This is a genomic window from Haloferax sp. Atlit-4N (assembly GCF_003383025.1).
GTDB classification, from domain to species: Archaea; Halobacteriota; Halobacteria; order Halobacteriales; family Haloferacaceae; genus Haloferax; species Haloferax gibbonsii.
The window spans coordinates 144,733-161,817 of sequence record NZ_PSYY01000004.1; the positions used below are offsets into that span (position 1 = coordinate 144,733).

Sequence of the window (17,085 nt, forward strand, 5' to 3'; positions counted from 1 at the left end):
ATTGCCGCTAACCGGCTCGAAACTGCCAAAAATAACAGATTCGGGAGGTATATTGCAGGATAGATACCACACTACCAGCGGCTGATAGAACCAGAAATCGTCGGCCGGTTTAAAAATCACTTGTCCGGACAAGGCCGGAGACAGGCGCGGGGGTGCCGAACCACTACGGCCGAAGCGGGGAAGCCGGGCGGAAACGCGAACCGCTCAGGACAGTCGGTGTCCGGCGGCGACGGCGACGAAGCCCGCGAGCGCGACGAGGACGATGGAGCCGCCGGCGGCGAGCCCGTAGAGGTACGCGACCGTGACGCCGGCGACGCCCGCGAGTTCGCCCGCGAGAACGCCGTAGAGGAGCGACTGCTTGAAGCTCCGCCCGAGTCGCGAGGCGGTGACGACGGGGATGACGAGCAGCGCCGCGACGAGGATGACGCCCATGATTCGCATCGCGCTGACGACGACGAACGCGGTGAGAATCGACAGGAGCGTGTTGACGGCGCGGACGTGGAGCCGCGACGCGCGGGCGGCGGTCTCGTCGAACGTGACGTACACGAGCGGCCGGTAGGCGACCGCGACCGAGCCGACGACGACGAGTCCCATCGAGACGAGGAGGCCCACGTCGGCCCGTGAGACGGTCGCCAGCGAGCCGAACAGGTACTGGTTGATACCGACCGAGATGCCGCCGCCGGTGAGCGAGATGAGCACGCTCCCGAGGGCGAAGCCGCCGGTCAGGACCATCGCCAGCGCGGCGTCGCTCCGGGCGTCGGTGTACTCGATGAGCGCCTGCACGACGAGCGCCGCGACGACCGCGACGACGAGCGCGCCGAGGAGCGGCGGGACCGCGAGGCCGAGCGTCGCGTCGAGGAAGAGCGCGAGCGCGACCCCCGCGAAGGCGGTGTGGGCGAGCGTGTCCCCGACCATCGAGAGGTCGCGGTAGACGAGGAACGACCCGACCAGCGGGCCGACGACGCCGATGCAGAGCACCGAGAGGTACGCCCGCTGCATGTAGGGGTAGCCGAGGAAGTCGAGACCGGTGACGCCGGCGAGCCACGAGAACGCCCCGCCGACGACCGCCGTCAAGAACCAGTCGAAAACGCCCGTGAACGCGTCGGCCACGAGGAGCGGCGCGAGGGAGTCGGCCGCGAAGAAATCGACCGCGAGGAGGTCGGTCGCCGCGAGTGCGACGAGGCCGCTCACTGCTCGTCCTCCGGTTCGGCGCGGGCGTCGCCGTGGGAGTGACCCCGCTGGTGGTCGTGAGAGTTGCCGTGGTGATGGCCGTGGTCGTGGTCGAGCACGCGCTGGTTCGCGCCGTAGGCCGCGGCGAGCGCGTCGCTCTCGGCGAAGTCGTCGGTGTCGCCGTGGAAGTACAGCCGCTTGTTGAGACAGGCGATTCGGGACGCGCGGGCCGTGACGACGCCGATGTCGTGTTCGACGAGGACGACCGTCATCCCCTGTTGGTTCAGTTCGCCGAGGAGGTCGTAGAACGCCTCGCGGGACTCGGCGTCGAGGGCGACCGTCGGCTCGTCGAGGGCGAGCAGGTCGGCCTCCGCGGCGAGCGCGCGGGCGACGAACACTCGCTGGCGCTGGCCGCCGGAGAGCGCCCCGACCCGGCGGTCGGCGAGGTCCGCGATACCGACGCGGTCGAGCGCCGAGGCCACCGCCTCGCGGTCGTCGGCCGAGAAGCGGCCGAACAGGTTCCGCGGGTAACGACCCATCCGGACGACCTCGCGGACGGTGACCGGCATGTCCCGGGCCGCGTCCGTCGCGTCCTGTGCGACGTAGGCGACGCGCTCGCCGTCGGCGAAGTCGTGGGCGGGGCGGTCGAACAGTCGCACCTCGCCGCGGGTCGGACGGCGGAGCCCGAGCATCAGCGTCAGGAGCGTGCTCTTGCCCGAGCCGTTCGGGCCGACGAGGCCGAGGAACTCGCCTTCGGCCACGTCGAGCGAAACCCCGTCGACGACCGGGACGTCGCCGTACGAAAAGGACACGTCGCTGAGCGAGACGGCCGTCATTGCGCGCCGAGCGCCGTCCGGAGCGACGGGAGGTTCACCTCTCGCATGATATCCACGTACCCCCAGTCGTTTTCCTCCCACTCAGTCATTACGCCGGGAAGCGGCGTGAGCGGGAGCACGTCCTCGGCGTCCGTCTCGGAGACGAGTTGCTGTGCGGCGCGGTCGGACTCCAGCGGGTCGGCGAGGACGTGTCGGATGCCGTGTTCCTCGATGGTCGCCTGCGCCCGCTCGATGTCCCGTGGCGACGGCTCCTCGTCCGGCGAGATACCGGTGAGCGCGACGATTTCGAGGTCGTAGCGGTCGGAGAGATAGCCGTAGGCGTCGTGGCCGGCGACGAGAATCACGTCGCGGTCGCGGGCGGCGAGGCCGTCCTCGAACGCCGCGTCGAGTTCCGAGAGCGTCTCGCGGTAGGACTCGGCGTTCGCGGCGTAGGCGTCGGCGTTCGCGGAATCGACCGACTGGAAGGCGTCGCGGAGCGTCTCGGTCGCGGTGGCGACCCGCGTCGGGTCCAGCCAGAAGTGCGGGTCGAGCTCGCCGTGGTCGTGGCTCTCCGACTCCTCGGCGTGCTCGTCGTCGTGGTGTTCGGTCTCTTCGTGGTGTTCGGTCTCTTCGTGGTGTTCGGTCTCTTCGTGGTGTTCGGTCTCTTCGTGGTGTTCGGTCTCTTCGCTGTGTGTCTCGTTTGCGTGCGTCTCCTCGTGCGTCTCGTTCGCGTGCGCCTCTTCGTCGTGCTGTTCCGCCTCGTCGTGGGACTCGTCGTCGTGGACGTGGCCGTCGGGTCCGATTTCGTGGAGTTCCACGTCGGCGGAGGCGTCGACCGCGGTGACATCCGACCCGTCGGCTTCGAGCGACGACCGAATGTCGTCGGCCCACGGCTGAAAGCCGGGCATTCCGTGGACGAACAGGTCGGACTCGAGTACCCGGCCCTGCACGTCCGGGCCGGGCTCCCAGCCGTGGCCGTGCTGACCGATGGGGACGAGCGTGTCGACGGACGCGACGTCGCCAGCGACGCGTCGGGCCACGTCGCCGAAGACGAAGAACGAGGCCGCGGCCGTCGTCTCCGATTCGGCTGACGAGTCGGTCGAATCGGACGAGCCGTCACCGAGACAGCCCGCGAGGCCGACGGCGGCGCTTCCGGCGACTGTCGCGAGGAACCTGCGTCGGGTTTTCGTTCGCATGTTATTAGAAAACTCATTCGATATAATAAGTGCTGTTATTCTATCGTTCACCGTTGTTATTCAATGTCGGCCCGGAATTCGTCGAGCGCCGTCACACTCCGCGGCGAGAGGCCGTCGAGATAGCGGTCGGAAGGTGGGGAAAAGAGCGGTCGCCCGCGGTTCCTAATCAGTCGCGGTCGAGGCGGCCGCGCCGGGCGACCCGCGTTTGTACTTCCGGATGGCGAGGAAGATGAGTGGTGTGCCGACGACGGTGGGCCAGAGCCACGCGGCGACGGTCGGGAGGAAGTCGAAGTTGACAGACGAGAAGGCGGTGACGGTGGCGATGTAGCCGCCGCCCATGCGGCCGATGTGTTCGAAGAACCACTCCCGAGACTCCGCGCGCTTCCGGCGGAAGGCGGCGAGGTCGCGGACGCCGAAGCCGGCGCCGGCAGCGCCGAAGACGAGCATCACGGTGGCGAAACTGTCGCCGGCGAGGAACCGGAGCGCGCCCATGGCGAGGAGACCGACTCCGGCGGTGGCGAGCAGACCGACCGCGACCCAGTCGACGAGTTCCGGCCTGTCGGTCGGGCGCTTCCGCGAGAGGACGCGGTCGCCCGAGAAGACGAAGTAGTAGCTGAACACCGCGACGAGCGCGAGGAACGTCCGCCCGCGGGTCGGCGCGAGGGCGAACAGCACGAGCGACGTGACCGCGACGACGGTCATCCCCGCGACGTAGACCCGGCCCGCCCGACGGTGGCGACGGCCGCCTTTCTTCGTGGCTATCGCGCCGAAGCCGGCGAACAGCGCCGCGAACCCGGCGAGGATGTGGACGCCGAGCGTCGCGTCCTCGACGAGCGTCATCGCGAGACCTCGATTGAGGCGGTTGGCAGGCGTGGACGCTCGGCGTGATTCGGCGGGGCGTGGACGCTGTGTAGGCTCGGCATGGAATCGAGTCGTTCGAGGAGCGATATAAATCTACTGAGTGAGTACTTACTTAGAAACGGGAGGAGCGAACCACGGCCGAGAGGCTCGGTTCCGTCGAGAGCCTCGGCTCGCCGTGTAATCGTCTGAAAAGTCGAGGTGTCGTCTGCCGCTACAAACAGCAGTCGCGTCTCGGTGTTACTGCCGAACGACGTTCGCCGCGCGGGGGCCCTTGGGCGAGGACTCGATGTCGAACTCGACTTCGGTACCTTCCGTGAGGTCTTCGCCGCCGACGTCTTCCATGTGGAAGAACACGTCTTCGTCGTCGTCGAGGTCGCCGTCGTCAGTAGAGATGAAACCGTAGCCGCCAGTGTCGTTGAAGAAATCAACTTTGCCGTGTGCCATTACGAACAAATCGAAGGTCGGGCGACGGATAACCCTTCCGAGGGTCAAGGTACCACGACCCTTCGAAAGACATTCGTCCGCCCGCTTACGGCCGTTTCGGTAGATAAGTGCCGGACCGAGCGGGGACGACGGAAACAGACGGGCGGGCCTCACTCGACCAACAACGAGTCGATGTACGCCGACAGCGACTCCCGGAGGTCGTCGCCGACGCCCTCCATCCCGAGCGCGAGGGCAAAGCCGGTGTAGCCGTCGGTCGCCGAGAGGACGAACGCGGCCGTTCCCTCGGGGTCGACCTCGCGGAAGACGCCCCGCTCGACGCCGTCGCGGACGATGTCGGCGATAACGTCGAGGGTGTGGCGCTCCATCCGGAGCAGCGGTTCGCGGAGCGTCTCGTTGTGTGGCGCGTGCGAGAGGAGTTCCATGACGGCGATGTTGACGCCGGCGGCGGCCGCGTCGTCTTCGTCGACGATGAGGATGTCGCAGACCGCCCGAAGCCGTTCTTCGGGGCCCTCGGCGTCGATTTCGTCGAGGCTCCGCGCGAGGTAGTCCTCCGACGTTTCGAGGAACGCGACGATCATCTCGTCTTTCGAGTCGTAGTAGTAGTACAGCCCCGCCTCGCTCTTTTCGCTCTCCGCGGCCACCTTCTTCGTCGTCAGCCGAGCGTAGCCGTGCGTGGCGAGCGCCGCGCGGACCGCGTTCGCAATCTGTGCTTTCTGCTCGGGCGGCACGGAGTCGGCGGGCATGGTGAGTGAGTGTTCGCTCGCTCGACTACTTGTGTCCGTTGCTCCGCGGGCGAAACGCGGGACTCGACGACGGTCACTCCGCAGACCGACCGCGCGCTCCCGCGACCAACTCGCCGAGCGCCCGGCGCTTGATGAGCGCGAAGCCGGCGAAGATGGAGAGGAAGCCGAGCGCGGTCACGGAGTCGATGAGTTGACCGAGGAAGGCCCAACTGAGGAGCGTCGCGGAGACCGGTTCGACGTAGCCGATGAGGTTTATCTGCGTCGGGCCGAACCGGCCGAGCAGTTCGAAGTAGATGAGGAACGCGCCCGCGCCGCTGACGACGGCGAGATAGAGCAGCGAGCCGACGGCGACGCCGGACCACTCGATAGCCGCGAGCGACTCGCCGGTGGCGACGCCCGCGACGGACAGGAGCGCGGCCCCGAACAGCATCGCCCACGCCTGGAGCGTCCGCGCCGGGATGTCCGACGAGAAGGGGCGCGTCAGGACGGCACCGAGGGCGAAACACGCCGAGGCAACGAAGACGATGGCGACGCCGACCACGTCGCTGGAGAGGAGCGCGTTCGGGTCCGGTTGGGCGACGAGGCCGACGCCGAGAAAGCCGAAACCGAACCCGATGACCCCGAGCGGCGAGATGCGGTCGCCGAGGATGCCCGTCGCGAACAGCGCGGTCAGGACCGGGCCGAGACTGATGACGATGGCCGCCACCGCGCCGGGGACGTGCTCCTGTCCGAGGTAGAGAAACGCGTGGTGCGCGCCGATGAGGAGGCCGCCGGAGACGCCGACGAGCGTCCAGTCGGTCCGGCTGTGCGGCCGCCAGTAGTCGGTCGAGACGGCGGCGTAGCCGAGGACGATGAGCCCCGCGAGGAAGAACCGAAGCGCCGCGAAGTGCAGCGGCGGGAAGTACGCGAGACCGACTTCGATGGCGACGAACGAACTCCCCCAGAGGAGTCCCAGAAGGACGAACAGTCCGGCGGCGACCCGGCCGTTCACCGACACCACGCTCCGCTCGGCGGACGCCGATGCGACTCCGCCGGACTCGTCGGCCGCGTCGGTTTCGTTTCGACACACCCGCGCTCTGTTGGAGTTATATTCAGCACGTGGGCGTATCGTTACCACACAATCGATAATAGTCGTTTTGTTCGGTTCGAATTTCGAACCGCTCGCGGCTTACAGCGAGCCGCGGAGCACCTTCGCCGCGGTCAAAATCGGGTCCCAGACGGGGCTAAAGGGCGGCGCGTAGCCGAGGTCGAGACGCTCCACCTCGGCGACGGTCAACTCGGAGGCGAGCGCGGTCGCCACGGTGTCGATTCTGACGGCGGCGCGGTCGGCTCCGACGATGGTGCCGCCGAGCAGTCGCCCCGTGTCGCGGTCGGCGACGAGCGTGACGGTCGTCTCGGCGGACCCGGGGTAGTAGCCCGACCGCGAGCCGGCGGTGATGGTCTCCGAGACGGGGTCGAAGCCGGCGTCGCGCGCCTCGTCGAGGTCGGTCACGCCGGCGCGGCCGCACTCGAGGTCGAACGCCTTCACGACCGAGGTGTTCGCGACGGTCCCGATGGGTTCGGGGTCGCCGGCGACGGTCTGGCCGATGGCTCGCCCGGCGCGGTTCGCGGGCAGGCCGAGCGTGTTCCACGTCGGCTCGCCGGTGACGACGTGGTCGATTTCGGCGCAGTCGCCCGCGGCGTAGACGCGCTCCGCGCTCGTCCGCCCGTAGTCGTCGACCGCGATAGCGCCCGTCTCGCCGAGGTCGACCGCGTCGGCGACGAGGTCCGAGTTGGGACGGAGGCCGATGCCGACCATCGCCGCATCGACCGCGAGTTCGTCGCCCTCGCAGACGACGGCCTCGACCCGGCCCGCGTCGTCGCCGCGGAGTCGCTCCACCGACGCGCCGAGGTGGAGCGTGACGCCGTTATCTTCGAGGTGTTCTTCGACTCGCTCGCCGACGGCGTCGCCGAAGGTGCTGAGGACGTGCCCGGAGCGCTGGAACAGATGGACGTCGAGGTCGTGGGCGGTGAAGGCCTCAGCCATCTCGACGCCGACGAACCCGCCGCCGACGATGGCGACCGACTCGGGCGGTTCCATCGCGCCGAAACGGGCCGCTCGCGCCTCGTCGACGAAGCCGCCGCCGCCGAGGTCGGCGACCGAGGCCTCGTCCGGGTCGGTGAGGAACGACCGAATCGCCGCCGCGTCGTCCAGCCCGTGGAGCGTGAACGCGCCGTCGAGGTCGATGCCGTCTATCGGGTCGCGGAGCGCCCGCGCGCCGGTGGCGACGAGGAGGTCGCCGTAGGGCTGTTCGAACGCTCCGTCGGGGCCGTCGACCGTGACGACCCGCTCGTCGGTGTCGACGGCGACGACCTCGTGTTCGCGCCGGAGGTCGATGCCGCGGTCGGCGGCCGCCTCGGGCGACAGCGAGAGCATGTCGGTGAGCTTGTCGACCTCGCCTTTGACGAAGTAGGGCGTGCCGCAGTGGGCGTAGGAGACCCAGCGGCCCTTCTCGAAGACGACGACCTCGCGGTCGGCGTCGGCGCGGGCGAACTTGCTCGCGGCGGAAAGTCCGGCGGCGTCGCCGCCGATGACGACGAATGGTTCGTCAGACATTATGTGAGAGTGGTACGCCCGCCAACACCTAACTTCCTCGGCTGAACGATACACCGACGGCGACGCCTCTCGCCGGTCGAACAGAGCATCTACTCGTTCAGCGTCCGCTACAGCGGTCCACTGATAGAGAGAGTTCCGATAACAGACTACCCCAGCGCTACGACCAATCTGTTCGGGTGAGTCGACAGCGTGGGGTCCGAACGTGGGACAGCGAATTCAGCTCATATCCGCGAGCGGACCGAAGTCGTCGACCGGAAGCACCGAATAATCGATCGTGAGCGTGTCTTTCGTCGCTCTGATTTTTCCGACGAACGTCGAGATGTCTTCGAGCGACCCCTCGAGAACGAACAGTTCCATACAGTGGTGCCCGCCGACGTGGCTGTGGAAGTTCGACGCAACGATGTCCTCGTACTCGTGGCGGAGTCGCATCATCTTCTCTTCGACGCTCGTCGTCTCGTAATCGAAGACGACAGTTACGACGCCCATCAGTTCGCGGTCTTCGAGTTTCTTGTCCTCGAACTCACCGAGGAGGTTCCGACTCGCCTCTCGGAGCACTTCGCTCCGGCCAGTATATCCGTGGTCCTCGGAAAACTGGTCGATTCGCTCGAGTAGTTCCTCCGGCATCGAGACGCTAACGACGGCCATATAACAATCAAACCGCCATCAAATATTAAACCTTATTATCGGGTGGGGTAGCGTTGCGACGGAGGACACCCAAACGTTGCCAATCTCCCGCGTTTCACCGAGGCGAGGTGGTGCTATCTAAGGAGCACCTCACCCGGAGTTCGTCCATCGAGCGTTCGACTCGGTCGAGCGCGATGGTGGTGCGTGGATTGCATGAACCACCTGTGGGCGCCCCCATGACTCGCCGCCCGCGAGTTATCGAAGCGGTCGTCTCGAGAGTTTCCGAGAGTCGATGCAGAGACGCGGCAGTCGGACCGGTCGATACCGTCCAAACAGTTCGCGGGAACGCGCCCAAAACGAAGGAAACGGCCCGTCAGCGGCGGACGCCGCCGCGCTCGGCCGCGAGCGTCCCGAGCACCCACGCGCTCACATCAGGCGTCTCGCGCGCGGCGAACTCGGTGGTCGCGTACTGCGCGAGTGCGTTTCGCGCGGCCCGAGGGTCGTCGTCCGAATAGTAGTCGTCGCCGAGAGAACGGTCCCCGCGGCCGACCATGTGGGCGATATCGACCAGCGCGCGCCGCGTCAGGTGCGGGTTCGACCCGTCCGACCGGGCGGCTTCGAGGGCTTCGAGCGCGCCGAGTTTCGCGTCTCTGACCGCGGTTGCGGACTCGACGGACTCGTAGCGGCCTCGCTTGACCGCCGTGACTGCGTCCTCGAACGCGCGGCGGTGCGTCTCGGCGGTGTGTGCGCCCACGAGTGCGGTGGCGAAGCGGTCGCTTCGGAGGCCGTCACGGGCGTCCTGAAGCCCGCGTTCGACTTCGACGAACGTCTCCACCAGCAGGTCTTTGGCCGGCATGGATTCGAGTTCCTCCGTGTCGAATCCCTCGGCCTCGACGACGGGTTCGAGCCTTTCCTCCTCGGGATACTCGGACAGGCGGTCCGCGATAATCTCGGCGAGCGAGGAGGCCGTCGCCTCGAACGGGCCGGTGAAGTCCACCGGGTCTGGAATCGTCGCGAGATAGCGGTCGCGGACGTGGCGCGCGCCGTCGAGCGACGCCCGCGCCGACTCGACCGCGTCGAAGAGTTCGCCGACCCGCGGGGCGCTGTCGGCGTAGCGCCCGTACTCGCCGGCGTTGTCGAGATACCTGACCGCGGCCGCGACGAGGTTCTCGACGGCCTCGTACACCACGAGCGCCCGGTCGGGTTCGTCGCCGAGATAACGCGTGCCGAGCCGGAACGACTCGATGTCGGCGCGGACCGCCTCGGCCTCGTCACGCACGTCAGACTCGGTGAAGCCGCCGACTGCGGCCTCGTAGGTCCCCTTCGCCATCGCCGCGGCCCCGCGGGCGTAGCGCAGTCCCCGAAGCGCCTCGAAGGGCGACTCGTCAGCCGCCGTCCGTTCGAGGTCCTCGGCGGCGTCCGCGTACGCCTCGGCGTAGATTTCCCGGACCGCCTCGTTCGGGACTTCTTCCGGGGACATCCTCTCGGGACAGGAATCGAGGAGTTCGCGGGCGCGAGCGCGGCCCCGTTCGAGGAACGAATCGGCAATCGGGGCCGGAACGCGGGCCGGGAACGCCGGCGACCCGAGTTCTCTGACCTCGCGGAGGGTCGCCGCGTCGAGAGACGGGTCCTCGGTTTCGGAGCCGCCAGCGTCGAGCGCGGTACACCCCGCGAGTCCGGCGACGCCGACCCCGGCGAGCGAGGCGAGCACGTCGCGTCGCGTCCGGGGCATCTCAGGCGTCCTCCGTCTCGGTTCGGAGCGACGGTGGGAGGCGACAACTGCTTCCGCCGCCGTGTCCCCAACTCGACTCGCCCTTCGACGAGTAGGGCAGTCGCACCAGCGAGGCGACGACGTGGCGGTCGTCGACGGAACACTCGACCGAGGCCGGGCGGAGCGGGTGACAGAAGTCGAGGTGGACGGCGCTGTCCGGAGGGTGCGTGACGTACAGCAGTTTCACGCGGTGGCAGGCGTCCGTCCGGTGCTGGGTGATGACGAGCGTCTGCGCGTCGAACTCCGTCTCGTCGATGAACGCGCGGGCCTCGTCGATGCCGTCGGGTTCGGCTGCGACGGCGACGTTCTCGCGCTCCTCGTCGGTGGTGACGAGGAAATCGTCGAGATACGACGACCCCGTGTCCTCGTCTTCCCGGGCGGCGTCCCGGAAGATGCCGGTCTCGGCGTCGTTGCGAACTGTCAGGGCGTCGTAGTCGGTGACGAGCGCGTCCGGGGAGGGACCGCGTGGCTCGTCTAAACTGGAACTGGACCCCTCGCCGGAACACCCGGCGAGCGCGGCGACAAGGGACGCGCCGCCAGCCTGGAGGACCTGTCTGCGGGTCGGCAGGGACATATGTCGATTTCCCAACCGAACGCCGACGGTATGTGTTTTCCGATGTGCCGAGTCGCGCCGGGCGAACCGCGGGACATTTCCCCGACGGCCGCCTCGTCTCGACCGACAGATGCGCGAGGACGAGTTGGCGACGCGGGTGGTCGAGCACTTCCGGGCGGCCTTCGACGACGTGGAGATTCACCTCGAAGAGCCGTACGACCACTACGGGAACCGCGGCGTCGCCGACGTGTACGTCCGGGTTCGGACGCCCGAACCGGTCGACTACCTCATCGAACTCAAGGCCGACGCCGCCGTCCGCCACGCCACCGGCGCGAACGAGATACTCCGCCAGTACCGCCGCATGGAGCGCTACTTCTACAAGGACGACGAGCACGCCATCCGGACGAAACTCGGCCGCGAGGGGCCGGGCGTCCACGCGCTGTTGCTGTTCGCGCCGACGAGACGCTGCGTCGAACACGTCCGGGAACACGCCGCCCTGTACGAGTCGGTCGACCCCGACGCGACCGTCGAGGGCGTCGAGGCGGTCCGAAAGGTGGCCTTCCTGACCAACCTCGACCGCGCACCCGAGGGCGAACTCGGCTTTCTCTCGCTCAACGGGCCGCTCGCGTTCGACTCGGTCCCCTTCCGCGAGGCCGTCCCGTCGGGGTCGCAGCTCGCGGACGCCCTCTGGGGCGACGACTAGCGGACACGCTCATACACCCCCCGTTCGTAGGGGCGGGCATGGGAACGATTCGAGAGTCGGTTCGAATCCCGTTGGGGGACCTCCGTCAGCAGGTCGCTGACACCTTCGGCGTCGCGGCGTCGCTCGTCGAGATACACGGCATCCGGCTCGAAGACGGGGCGCTCGAAGTCGACGCGAGCTACCCCGACGGGGAGGACGTGCCGGTCGTCGAACTGTTTGTCACCGACCCGGCCGGGAACACCGAGTCCTACGTCACCGAGTTGGACGGCGCGAAGAACCTCCTCATCGCCGGCGAGGACGTGCTCGTCGAACTCGTCGACTACGACCCCGAGCGCGGCGAGGTGTTCGTCTCGGTGAAACACCGACAGGACGGCGAGATGGTGACCGTCCTCGGCTGCGGCGAGAAGTGGGTGATTCCGGTCGAGCGCGACGGCGTCGAGGAGTCCATCCGCTGTCGGATTCAGAGCGCCGTCGGGCCGACGGGCGACGACTCCTGACCGCGACCGCGGTTCGGAGCGTTACCCCTCGTATTCGACGTAAGAGACGCAGTACCCCTCGGGAGCGACTTCGCCCGCGACGATGGCGCACGCGCCCACGCCGTCCCCGTTTTTGTCCTCGATGTAGTACCGGCAGGTCGAACACTGCTTGCCGTCTTTCGGCTCGTCTTGGTACGAGACGGCCTCCTGCGACGAGAGGCTGTCGGGGTTGCGCTGGGTGCCGTCGAGGGACGTGGCGGTCGCGTACGCCTCGGGAACGCCCCCGGTCGACCCCGACGACTGCGTCGTGGTCGCGGTCGCCGTCGTCGTCTCGGTCGCGCCGCCACCGCCGCCGGAACAGCCGGCCAATCCGGCCATCGCGGCGGTCCCGGTGAGCCAGATGAACCGTCTCCGTGTGCGGCCGGTGTCGCGGGTATCCCGACTCCGCGTCGGTCGGTCGGTCGCGTCTCGGCGTGGCGTCCGCTCGTCGTCTCCCATGCCAACTTATGACGCGCGGCGTCGGTAAAACCGAGCCAGCCGGTTCCCATGCGGCAAGAATTGCGGACGCGTTGATGGTGTCACGCCACTAAGTAACACGGATGCGCGAATCGGGCCGCGAGAGAGCGAAAATCTGGAAGTGAGAGGTGACGAGCCCCGTGAACCTCACTCGTCCGGGCGAATCCGGGCGAGCCGCATCGCGTTGCCCGTCACGCCCATGGTCATCCCGGCGTCGCCCGCGAGGACCGCGAGCGCGACCGAAACGTAGCCGAAGGGGACGCCGACCGCGAGGACGGCCTTGATGGCGAGCGACGCCCAGATGTTCTGCCGGATGACGCCGTTCGCGCGGTGGGAGAGTTCGTAGAGGTACGGGAGCTTCGAGAGGTCGTCGGCCATGAGGGCGATGTCGGCCGTTTCGAGGGCGGTGTCGGTGCCGGCCGCGCCCATGGCGACGCCGACGGTGGCCGTGGCGAGCGCCGGGGCGTCGTTGATGCCGTCGCCGACCATGGCGACCGAGCCGTACTCGTCGAGGAGGCCCTCGACGGCCGCGACCTTGTCCTCCGGGAGGAGCCCCGCGCGGAAGTCGTCGACGCCGACCTGCTCGGCGATGGCGCGGGCGGTCCCCTCGTTGTCGCCGGTGAGCATGACGACCGAGAGGCCGGCCTCGCGGAGCTTCGCGACCGTCTCGCGGGCGTCCGGGCGGACCTCGTCGGCGACGGCGACGACGCCTTCGAGGGCGTCTTCGGTCCCGACGAGGACGACCGTCTTGCCCTCCGACTGGAGTCGCGGAATCGTGTCCTCGACGAGGTTGAGACAGCCGTGGCGGTCACAGAGCTGTCGGACCTCCGCCGAAAGCTCCTCGCCGGGGGCGGTGACGTGGACGTGTTCGAGGTCGAATCCGAGCTCCTCGAAGAAGCCGGGCTTGCCGGCGAAGTGCGGGACACCGTCGAGGTCGGCGCGGACGCCCTTGCCGGTGACGCTCTCGAAGTCGTCGACCTCGCGGGCGGCGACGCCCGTGCCCTCGGCGTGGGAGACGATGGCCTCGCCGATGGGGTGTTCGCTCCGGGATTCGAGGCCGCGCGCGCACCGCAGCACGTCCTCTTCGGAGTTCCCGTCGAGCGGGACCACGTCGGTGACGGTGAGTTCGCCCTTCGTGAGCGTGCCCGTCTTGTCCACGGCGATGGCCTCGACCGAGCCCATCGCTTCGAGGTGCGTGCCGCCCTTGATGAGCACGCCGTTTTTCGCGGCCGACGTGATGCCCGAGACGACCGAGACGGGCGTCGAGATGACGAACGCGCAGGGACAGGCGAGCACGAGCATCGTGATGCCGTAGACGAACCACGTCACCCAGTCGAGGCCGAACGCGAGGGGCGGTATCGCCGCGACCGCGACCGCGACGACGACCATGACGGGAGTGTAGTACGACGAGAAGCGCTCGACGAACTGCTCGCGTTCGGTCTTGTTGGCCTGCGCGTCTTCGACCATCGAGACGATGCGCGAGAGGGTGTCGTCGCCCGCGGCGGACTCGACGCGGACTTCGAGGTAGCCCGCCTCGTTGACGGTGCCCGCGAACACCTCGTCGCCCTCGGCCTTGTCGACCGGGACGGACTCGCCGGTGATGGGAGCCTGATTGACCGCGCTGTCGCCCGCGACGACCGTCCCGTCGACGGGAATCTTCTCGCCGGGCTTGACGGCGACCACGTCGCCGATGTCGAGTTCTTCGACGGGAACGACCGTCTCCACGCCGTCTCGGAGGACCGTCGCCTCGTCGGGCGAGAGGTCCATCAGCTCTCGGAGGGAGTCGCGCGTGCGGTCCATCGAGTAGCGTTCGAGCAGTTCGGAGACGCTGAAGAGGAACGCGAGCGTCGCGGCCTCGAAGTAGAGGCTCGTCGGCCCGGAGATGAGACTGGCGGTCACGGCGCTGAGAATCGCCGCCGACATCAGGAAGTCGATGTCGAGACTGCGGTTCTTCGCCGAGTAGTAGCCGTTGCGGAGAATGGCCTGCCCGCCGAGCGCGGCCCCGAGAATGTAGAGCAGTTCGGCGACCGTGAACGAGACGCCGAGGACGCTCGCGACGACGAGTTCCAGCCCGAGCAGGTACTCGGCGGCGATGCCCGCCGCGAGGAAGCCGCCGCTTATCCACGTTTTCACCGCGCGCGTGCTACGCCAGACGCTCTCGCGGTCCCCGCCGGCGTCAGCGTCGGCGTCGGTGTCCGCCCCGTCGGCGTCGGTTCCGGTGACCTCGTAGCCGGCGGCTTCGATGGCCGAGACGACCGAATCGAGGTCCGCGTCGGCCGCGAGCGTGACGACGGCGGTCCCGGTCGTCGGGCGCGTCTCGTACGACAGCACGCCCGGCGCGCCGCGGAGGGCGTTTTCGACCTTTCCGGCGCAGGAGGCGCAGTCCATGTCCGGAACGGTGAACGAGACCTCGCGGGTCGACGGGGCGTCCTCGACGGCGTACCCCGCGCCCTCGATGTTGCCCCGGATGTCGTCGGGCGTAGTCCGGTCGGGGTCGTACTCGACGACGAGTCGGCCGGTCGTCACCCGCGGGTCGATGTCGCCGACGCCGTCGAGTTTCCGGACGCTCGATTCGACCTTGCTCGCACAGGAGGCGCAGTCCATGTCCGGGACGCCGAACTCCGCGCGGGTCGAATCGGCGGGCCCACCGGCGGAGTCGCCGCCCCCGGTCTCGCCGGCCGCGCTCGACTCCGACGCACCCTCGACCCCGCAGGCGTCGTCGCACCCGCATCCGTCGCCGTCTGGCGAGGTAGTGGACGCGTCCGCCTCGTCGGGGCCGGGCTCGCGTCCGTCGTGTTCGCTCATACTCGGCAGTAGTCAGGGACAGGTTAATAATTCACCTGTTAGAAATCGGGGTTCTACTGTTGTGATTTCATAACTCAATCGATTTGAGTTAATAATTAGAGGAACGGCGGGCTCGCGGTCGGCAGCGAGATGAGCCACAGGCTGAGAACCGTGTAGAGAATCATCACGGCGACGAAGGGAAACTGGCTCCGGACGGCCTGCAGTCGGCTGGGAAACGTCCGGTAGGCCTGCGAGTGCGCCACCCACACCGCGAGCAGGTGGCCGACGAGGACGAACGCGACGTTCAGCCCGCCGAACCACGCGGGGAGCGTGAGGACGACCGGGTTCGCCGGCGACGACAGCGGCGACGACAACGCCGCCACCAACATCGGCGACAGCGAGACGAAGAAGCCGACGTAGTGCGCGAGGTGATAGCCGGCGGCGATAGCGAGCAGCGAGGGCGCGAATTTGACCGCGAGGTCGAGCGGCGTCTCGAAGGTGTCGATGCGGCGGGCGGTCACCCGCGCCGCGAGGACGTAAAGGCCGAGGAAGACCGCGAAGCCGCCGAGGTAGAGCAGTCCGTAGACGAGAAGCGGCGGAAGCCCGACGCCCGCGAGCGCCCGAACGGCCGCCGCGCCCTGCTCGGTCGTGACGAAGCCGCTGAACGTGAGTTCCCAGACGAGGACGACCGCGACGGCCACGTCGCCGAGGTCCGTCAGGTCGTCGTCGGTGACGAGTCGCATCCCCGGGAGGCGGAAAGAGAGTCCGTCGTCGTCGAGGCGAATCGGTGCGACGCGGCCGTAGAAGTGCAGGAAGACGGAGACGGGGTCGACCTTGTCGAACCACGCGTCCGCGCCGACGGCGACCGCGCCGGCGAGCGTGACGACCGAGTAGGCGACGAGCGCGGTCGCGAGAACCGACGGACGGGTCGTGACGTCGGTCGCGGTCTCGACCCAGACGAGCGCGAGAATCCCAGCCACCGCCGGCCAGCGACCGAGTCGCTCGGGATACGAGACGAACCCGTTCGGAACCGCCGAGACGACGGTTCGCCACGGGTTCAGCGCGCGCCACGTGTCTGTCACGAGGTACGAGAACATCGTGTATCCGGCCCGGAGCCCCGCGAAGACGACGATAACGGCGAAGCTGACGGTCGGAACCTGCGGGCCGGTGTAGCCGAGATAGACCACGAGCGCGAGGAGCGCGAGGCCGAGGACGCCACCCGCGACCCGGAGGGCGCGCAGGACGCTGTCTGAGACGCCCGCTTCGGACCCGGTCTGCCACAGGTGGACGCGCTCGATGAACCGGCGGTCGGTGACGAAGCTGGCGAGGAGCGCGGAGGCCCCGACGGTCGCGCCGCCGGTGGCGAGATAGAGCCACTGCGGGACCGCGAGGTTGTCCTCCGACGCGCCCGCGAGGCCGACCGCGGCGTTGCTCGCGGCCGCCGGGTCGGAGAGAAGCGACAGGAGGCTCGCCAGTAGGAGACCGAGACCGAATCGTCTGAGGGAGAGGTGTCGGAGTCGGGTCATGATGCGAAGACGATAAACAGCATGAGGAAGCCGAAGTACAGCAGGACGAGGACGCCGAGCGCGCGGATGCGGAACGACTTGAGTTCGTCTTCCTCCTCGTAGTACGCCTCGCGGTACGCCTCGACCTCCTCGGCGTCGAGGTCGTCGGGGTGTCTCGCGCCCCGGTGGAGGACCAGCAGTCGCTCGGTCGGATACGCCTCGCCGCACGCTGTGCAGGTGTGGCGGTCGCGCGTCGCGTCGGTGTCCGTGGTCATCCGATAGTCACTCGAAGTTCGGGGAGGGTGGCTTCTGAACGTTTCTATCGCGG

Annotated in this window: 17 protein-coding genes; 2 read left to right on the forward strand and 15 right to left on the reverse strand. The window is 68.2% G+C overall.

Going from position 1 to position 17,085, the window contains the following annotated elements; translation table 11 throughout:
• Positions 1–204 precede the first annotated feature (204 nt).
• The 11 genes from C5C07_RS18245 to C5C07_RS18295 form a co-directional block, all read right to left on the reverse strand.
• Positions 205–1,191 (reverse strand): metal ABC transporter permease, encoded by a 987-nt coding sequence (locus C5C07_RS18245; protein WP_004978128.1) that lies wholly within the window; start codon positions 1,189–1,191, stop codon positions 205–207.
• Positions 1,188–2,006 carry a metal ABC transporter ATP-binding protein gene (locus C5C07_RS18250; RefSeq protein WP_004978126.1) on the reverse strand — a complete coding sequence of 273 codons (819 nt, stop codon included), beginning with the start codon at positions 2,004–2,006 and terminating at the stop codon, positions 1,188–1,190. The genes C5C07_RS18245 and C5C07_RS18250 overlap by 4 nt, the downstream gene beginning before the upstream one ends.
• Positions 2,003–3,181, reverse strand: a complete 1,179-nt coding sequence (locus tag C5C07_RS18255; protein WP_115805768.1) for a metal ABC transporter substrate-binding protein — start codon at positions 3,179–3,181, stop codon at positions 2,003–2,005. The genes C5C07_RS18250 and C5C07_RS18255 overlap by 4 nt, the downstream gene beginning before the upstream one ends.
• 162 nt (positions 3,182–3,343) lie before the next feature.
• Entirely contained in the window at positions 3,344–4,021 is a 678-nt protein-coding gene (locus tag C5C07_RS18260; RefSeq protein WP_004978122.1) for a DUF2306 domain-containing protein, read from the reverse strand.
• 258 nt (positions 4,022–4,279) lie between these two features.
• Positions 4,280–4,486 (reverse strand): cold-shock protein, encoded by a 207-nt coding sequence (locus tag C5C07_RS18265; RefSeq protein WP_004978121.1) that lies wholly within the window; start codon positions 4,484–4,486, stop codon positions 4,280–4,282.
• Between the two features lie 149 nt (positions 4,487–4,635).
• On the reverse strand, positions 4,636–5,229 hold the full coding sequence (locus C5C07_RS18270; protein ID WP_004978118.1) for a TetR/AcrR family transcriptional regulator: 594 nt from the start codon (positions 5,227–5,229) through the stop codon (positions 4,636–4,638).
• A gap of 73 nt (positions 5,230–5,302) precedes the next feature.
• Positions 5,303–6,220, reverse strand: a complete 918-nt coding sequence (locus tag C5C07_RS18275; RefSeq protein WP_049905316.1) for a DMT family transporter — start codon at positions 6,218–6,220, stop codon at positions 5,303–5,305.
• Positions 6,221–6,397: 177 nt separating this feature from the next.
• Positions 6,398–7,825 carry an FAD-dependent oxidoreductase gene (locus C5C07_RS18280; RefSeq protein ID WP_004978115.1) on the reverse strand — a complete coding sequence of 476 codons (1,428 nt, stop codon included), beginning with the start codon at positions 7,823–7,825 and terminating at the stop codon, positions 6,398–6,400.
• 216 nt (positions 7,826–8,041) lie between these two features.
• Positions 8,042–8,470: a CopG family ribbon-helix-helix protein gene (locus C5C07_RS18285; protein ID WP_004978112.1), complete on the reverse strand. Its 429-nt coding sequence runs from the start codon at positions 8,468–8,470 to the stop codon at positions 8,042–8,044.
• A 352-nt stretch (positions 8,471–8,822) separates the two neighbouring features.
• Entirely contained in the window at positions 8,823–10,181 is a 1,359-nt protein-coding gene (locus C5C07_RS18290; protein ID WP_004978111.1) for a hypothetical protein, read from the reverse strand.
• Between the two features lies 1 nt (position 10,182).
• Positions 10,183–10,794, reverse strand: a complete 612-nt coding sequence (locus tag C5C07_RS18295; RefSeq protein ID WP_004978110.1) for a hypothetical protein — start codon at positions 10,792–10,794, stop codon at positions 10,183–10,185.
• A gap of 109 nt (positions 10,795–10,903) precedes the next feature.
• On the opposite strand from C5C07_RS18295, the gene C5C07_RS18300 reads away from it, so the two are divergent.
• Both C5C07_RS18300 and C5C07_RS18305 read left to right on the forward strand, forming a co-directional pair.
• The gene (locus C5C07_RS18300; protein WP_115805769.1) at positions 10,904–11,476 is read left to right on the forward strand and encodes a hypothetical protein; all 573 of its coding nucleotides are present in this window, start codon (positions 10,904–10,906) and stop codon (positions 11,474–11,476) included.
• 38 nt (positions 11,477–11,514) lie between these two features.
• Positions 11,515–11,973, forward strand: coding sequence for a hypothetical protein (locus C5C07_RS18305; protein WP_004978105.1), 459 nt, complete (start codon positions 11,515–11,517; stop codon positions 11,971–11,973).
• 21 nt (positions 11,974–11,994) lie between these two features.
• Here C5C07_RS18305 and C5C07_RS18310 read toward each other — a convergent pair whose 3' ends face one another.
• The 4 genes from C5C07_RS18310 to C5C07_RS18325 form a co-directional block, all read right to left on the reverse strand.
• On the reverse strand, positions 11,995–12,450 hold the full coding sequence (locus tag C5C07_RS18310; protein ID WP_004978103.1) for a high-potential iron-sulfur protein: 456 nt from the start codon (positions 12,448–12,450) through the stop codon (positions 11,995–11,997).
• A 165-nt stretch (positions 12,451–12,615) separates the two neighbouring features.
• Positions 12,616–15,273: a heavy metal translocating P-type ATPase gene (locus tag C5C07_RS18315; protein WP_115805770.1), complete on the reverse strand. Its 2,658-nt coding sequence runs from the start codon at positions 15,271–15,273 to the stop codon at positions 12,616–12,618.
• Positions 15,274–15,368: 95 nt separating this feature from the next.
• Complete coding sequence (locus C5C07_RS18320; RefSeq protein ID WP_115805771.1) at positions 15,369–16,778, reverse strand: hypothetical protein; 1,410 nt, start codon at positions 16,776–16,778, stop codon at positions 15,369–15,371.
• A complete protein-coding gene (locus C5C07_RS18325) occupies positions 16,775–17,032 on the reverse strand; it encodes a hypothetical protein (RefSeq protein ID WP_004978098.1) in 258 nt (85 codons plus the stop codon). Before C5C07_RS18325 ends, C5C07_RS18320 begins: the two co-directional genes overlap by 4 nt.
• Positions 17,033–17,085: the final 53 nt, after the last annotated feature.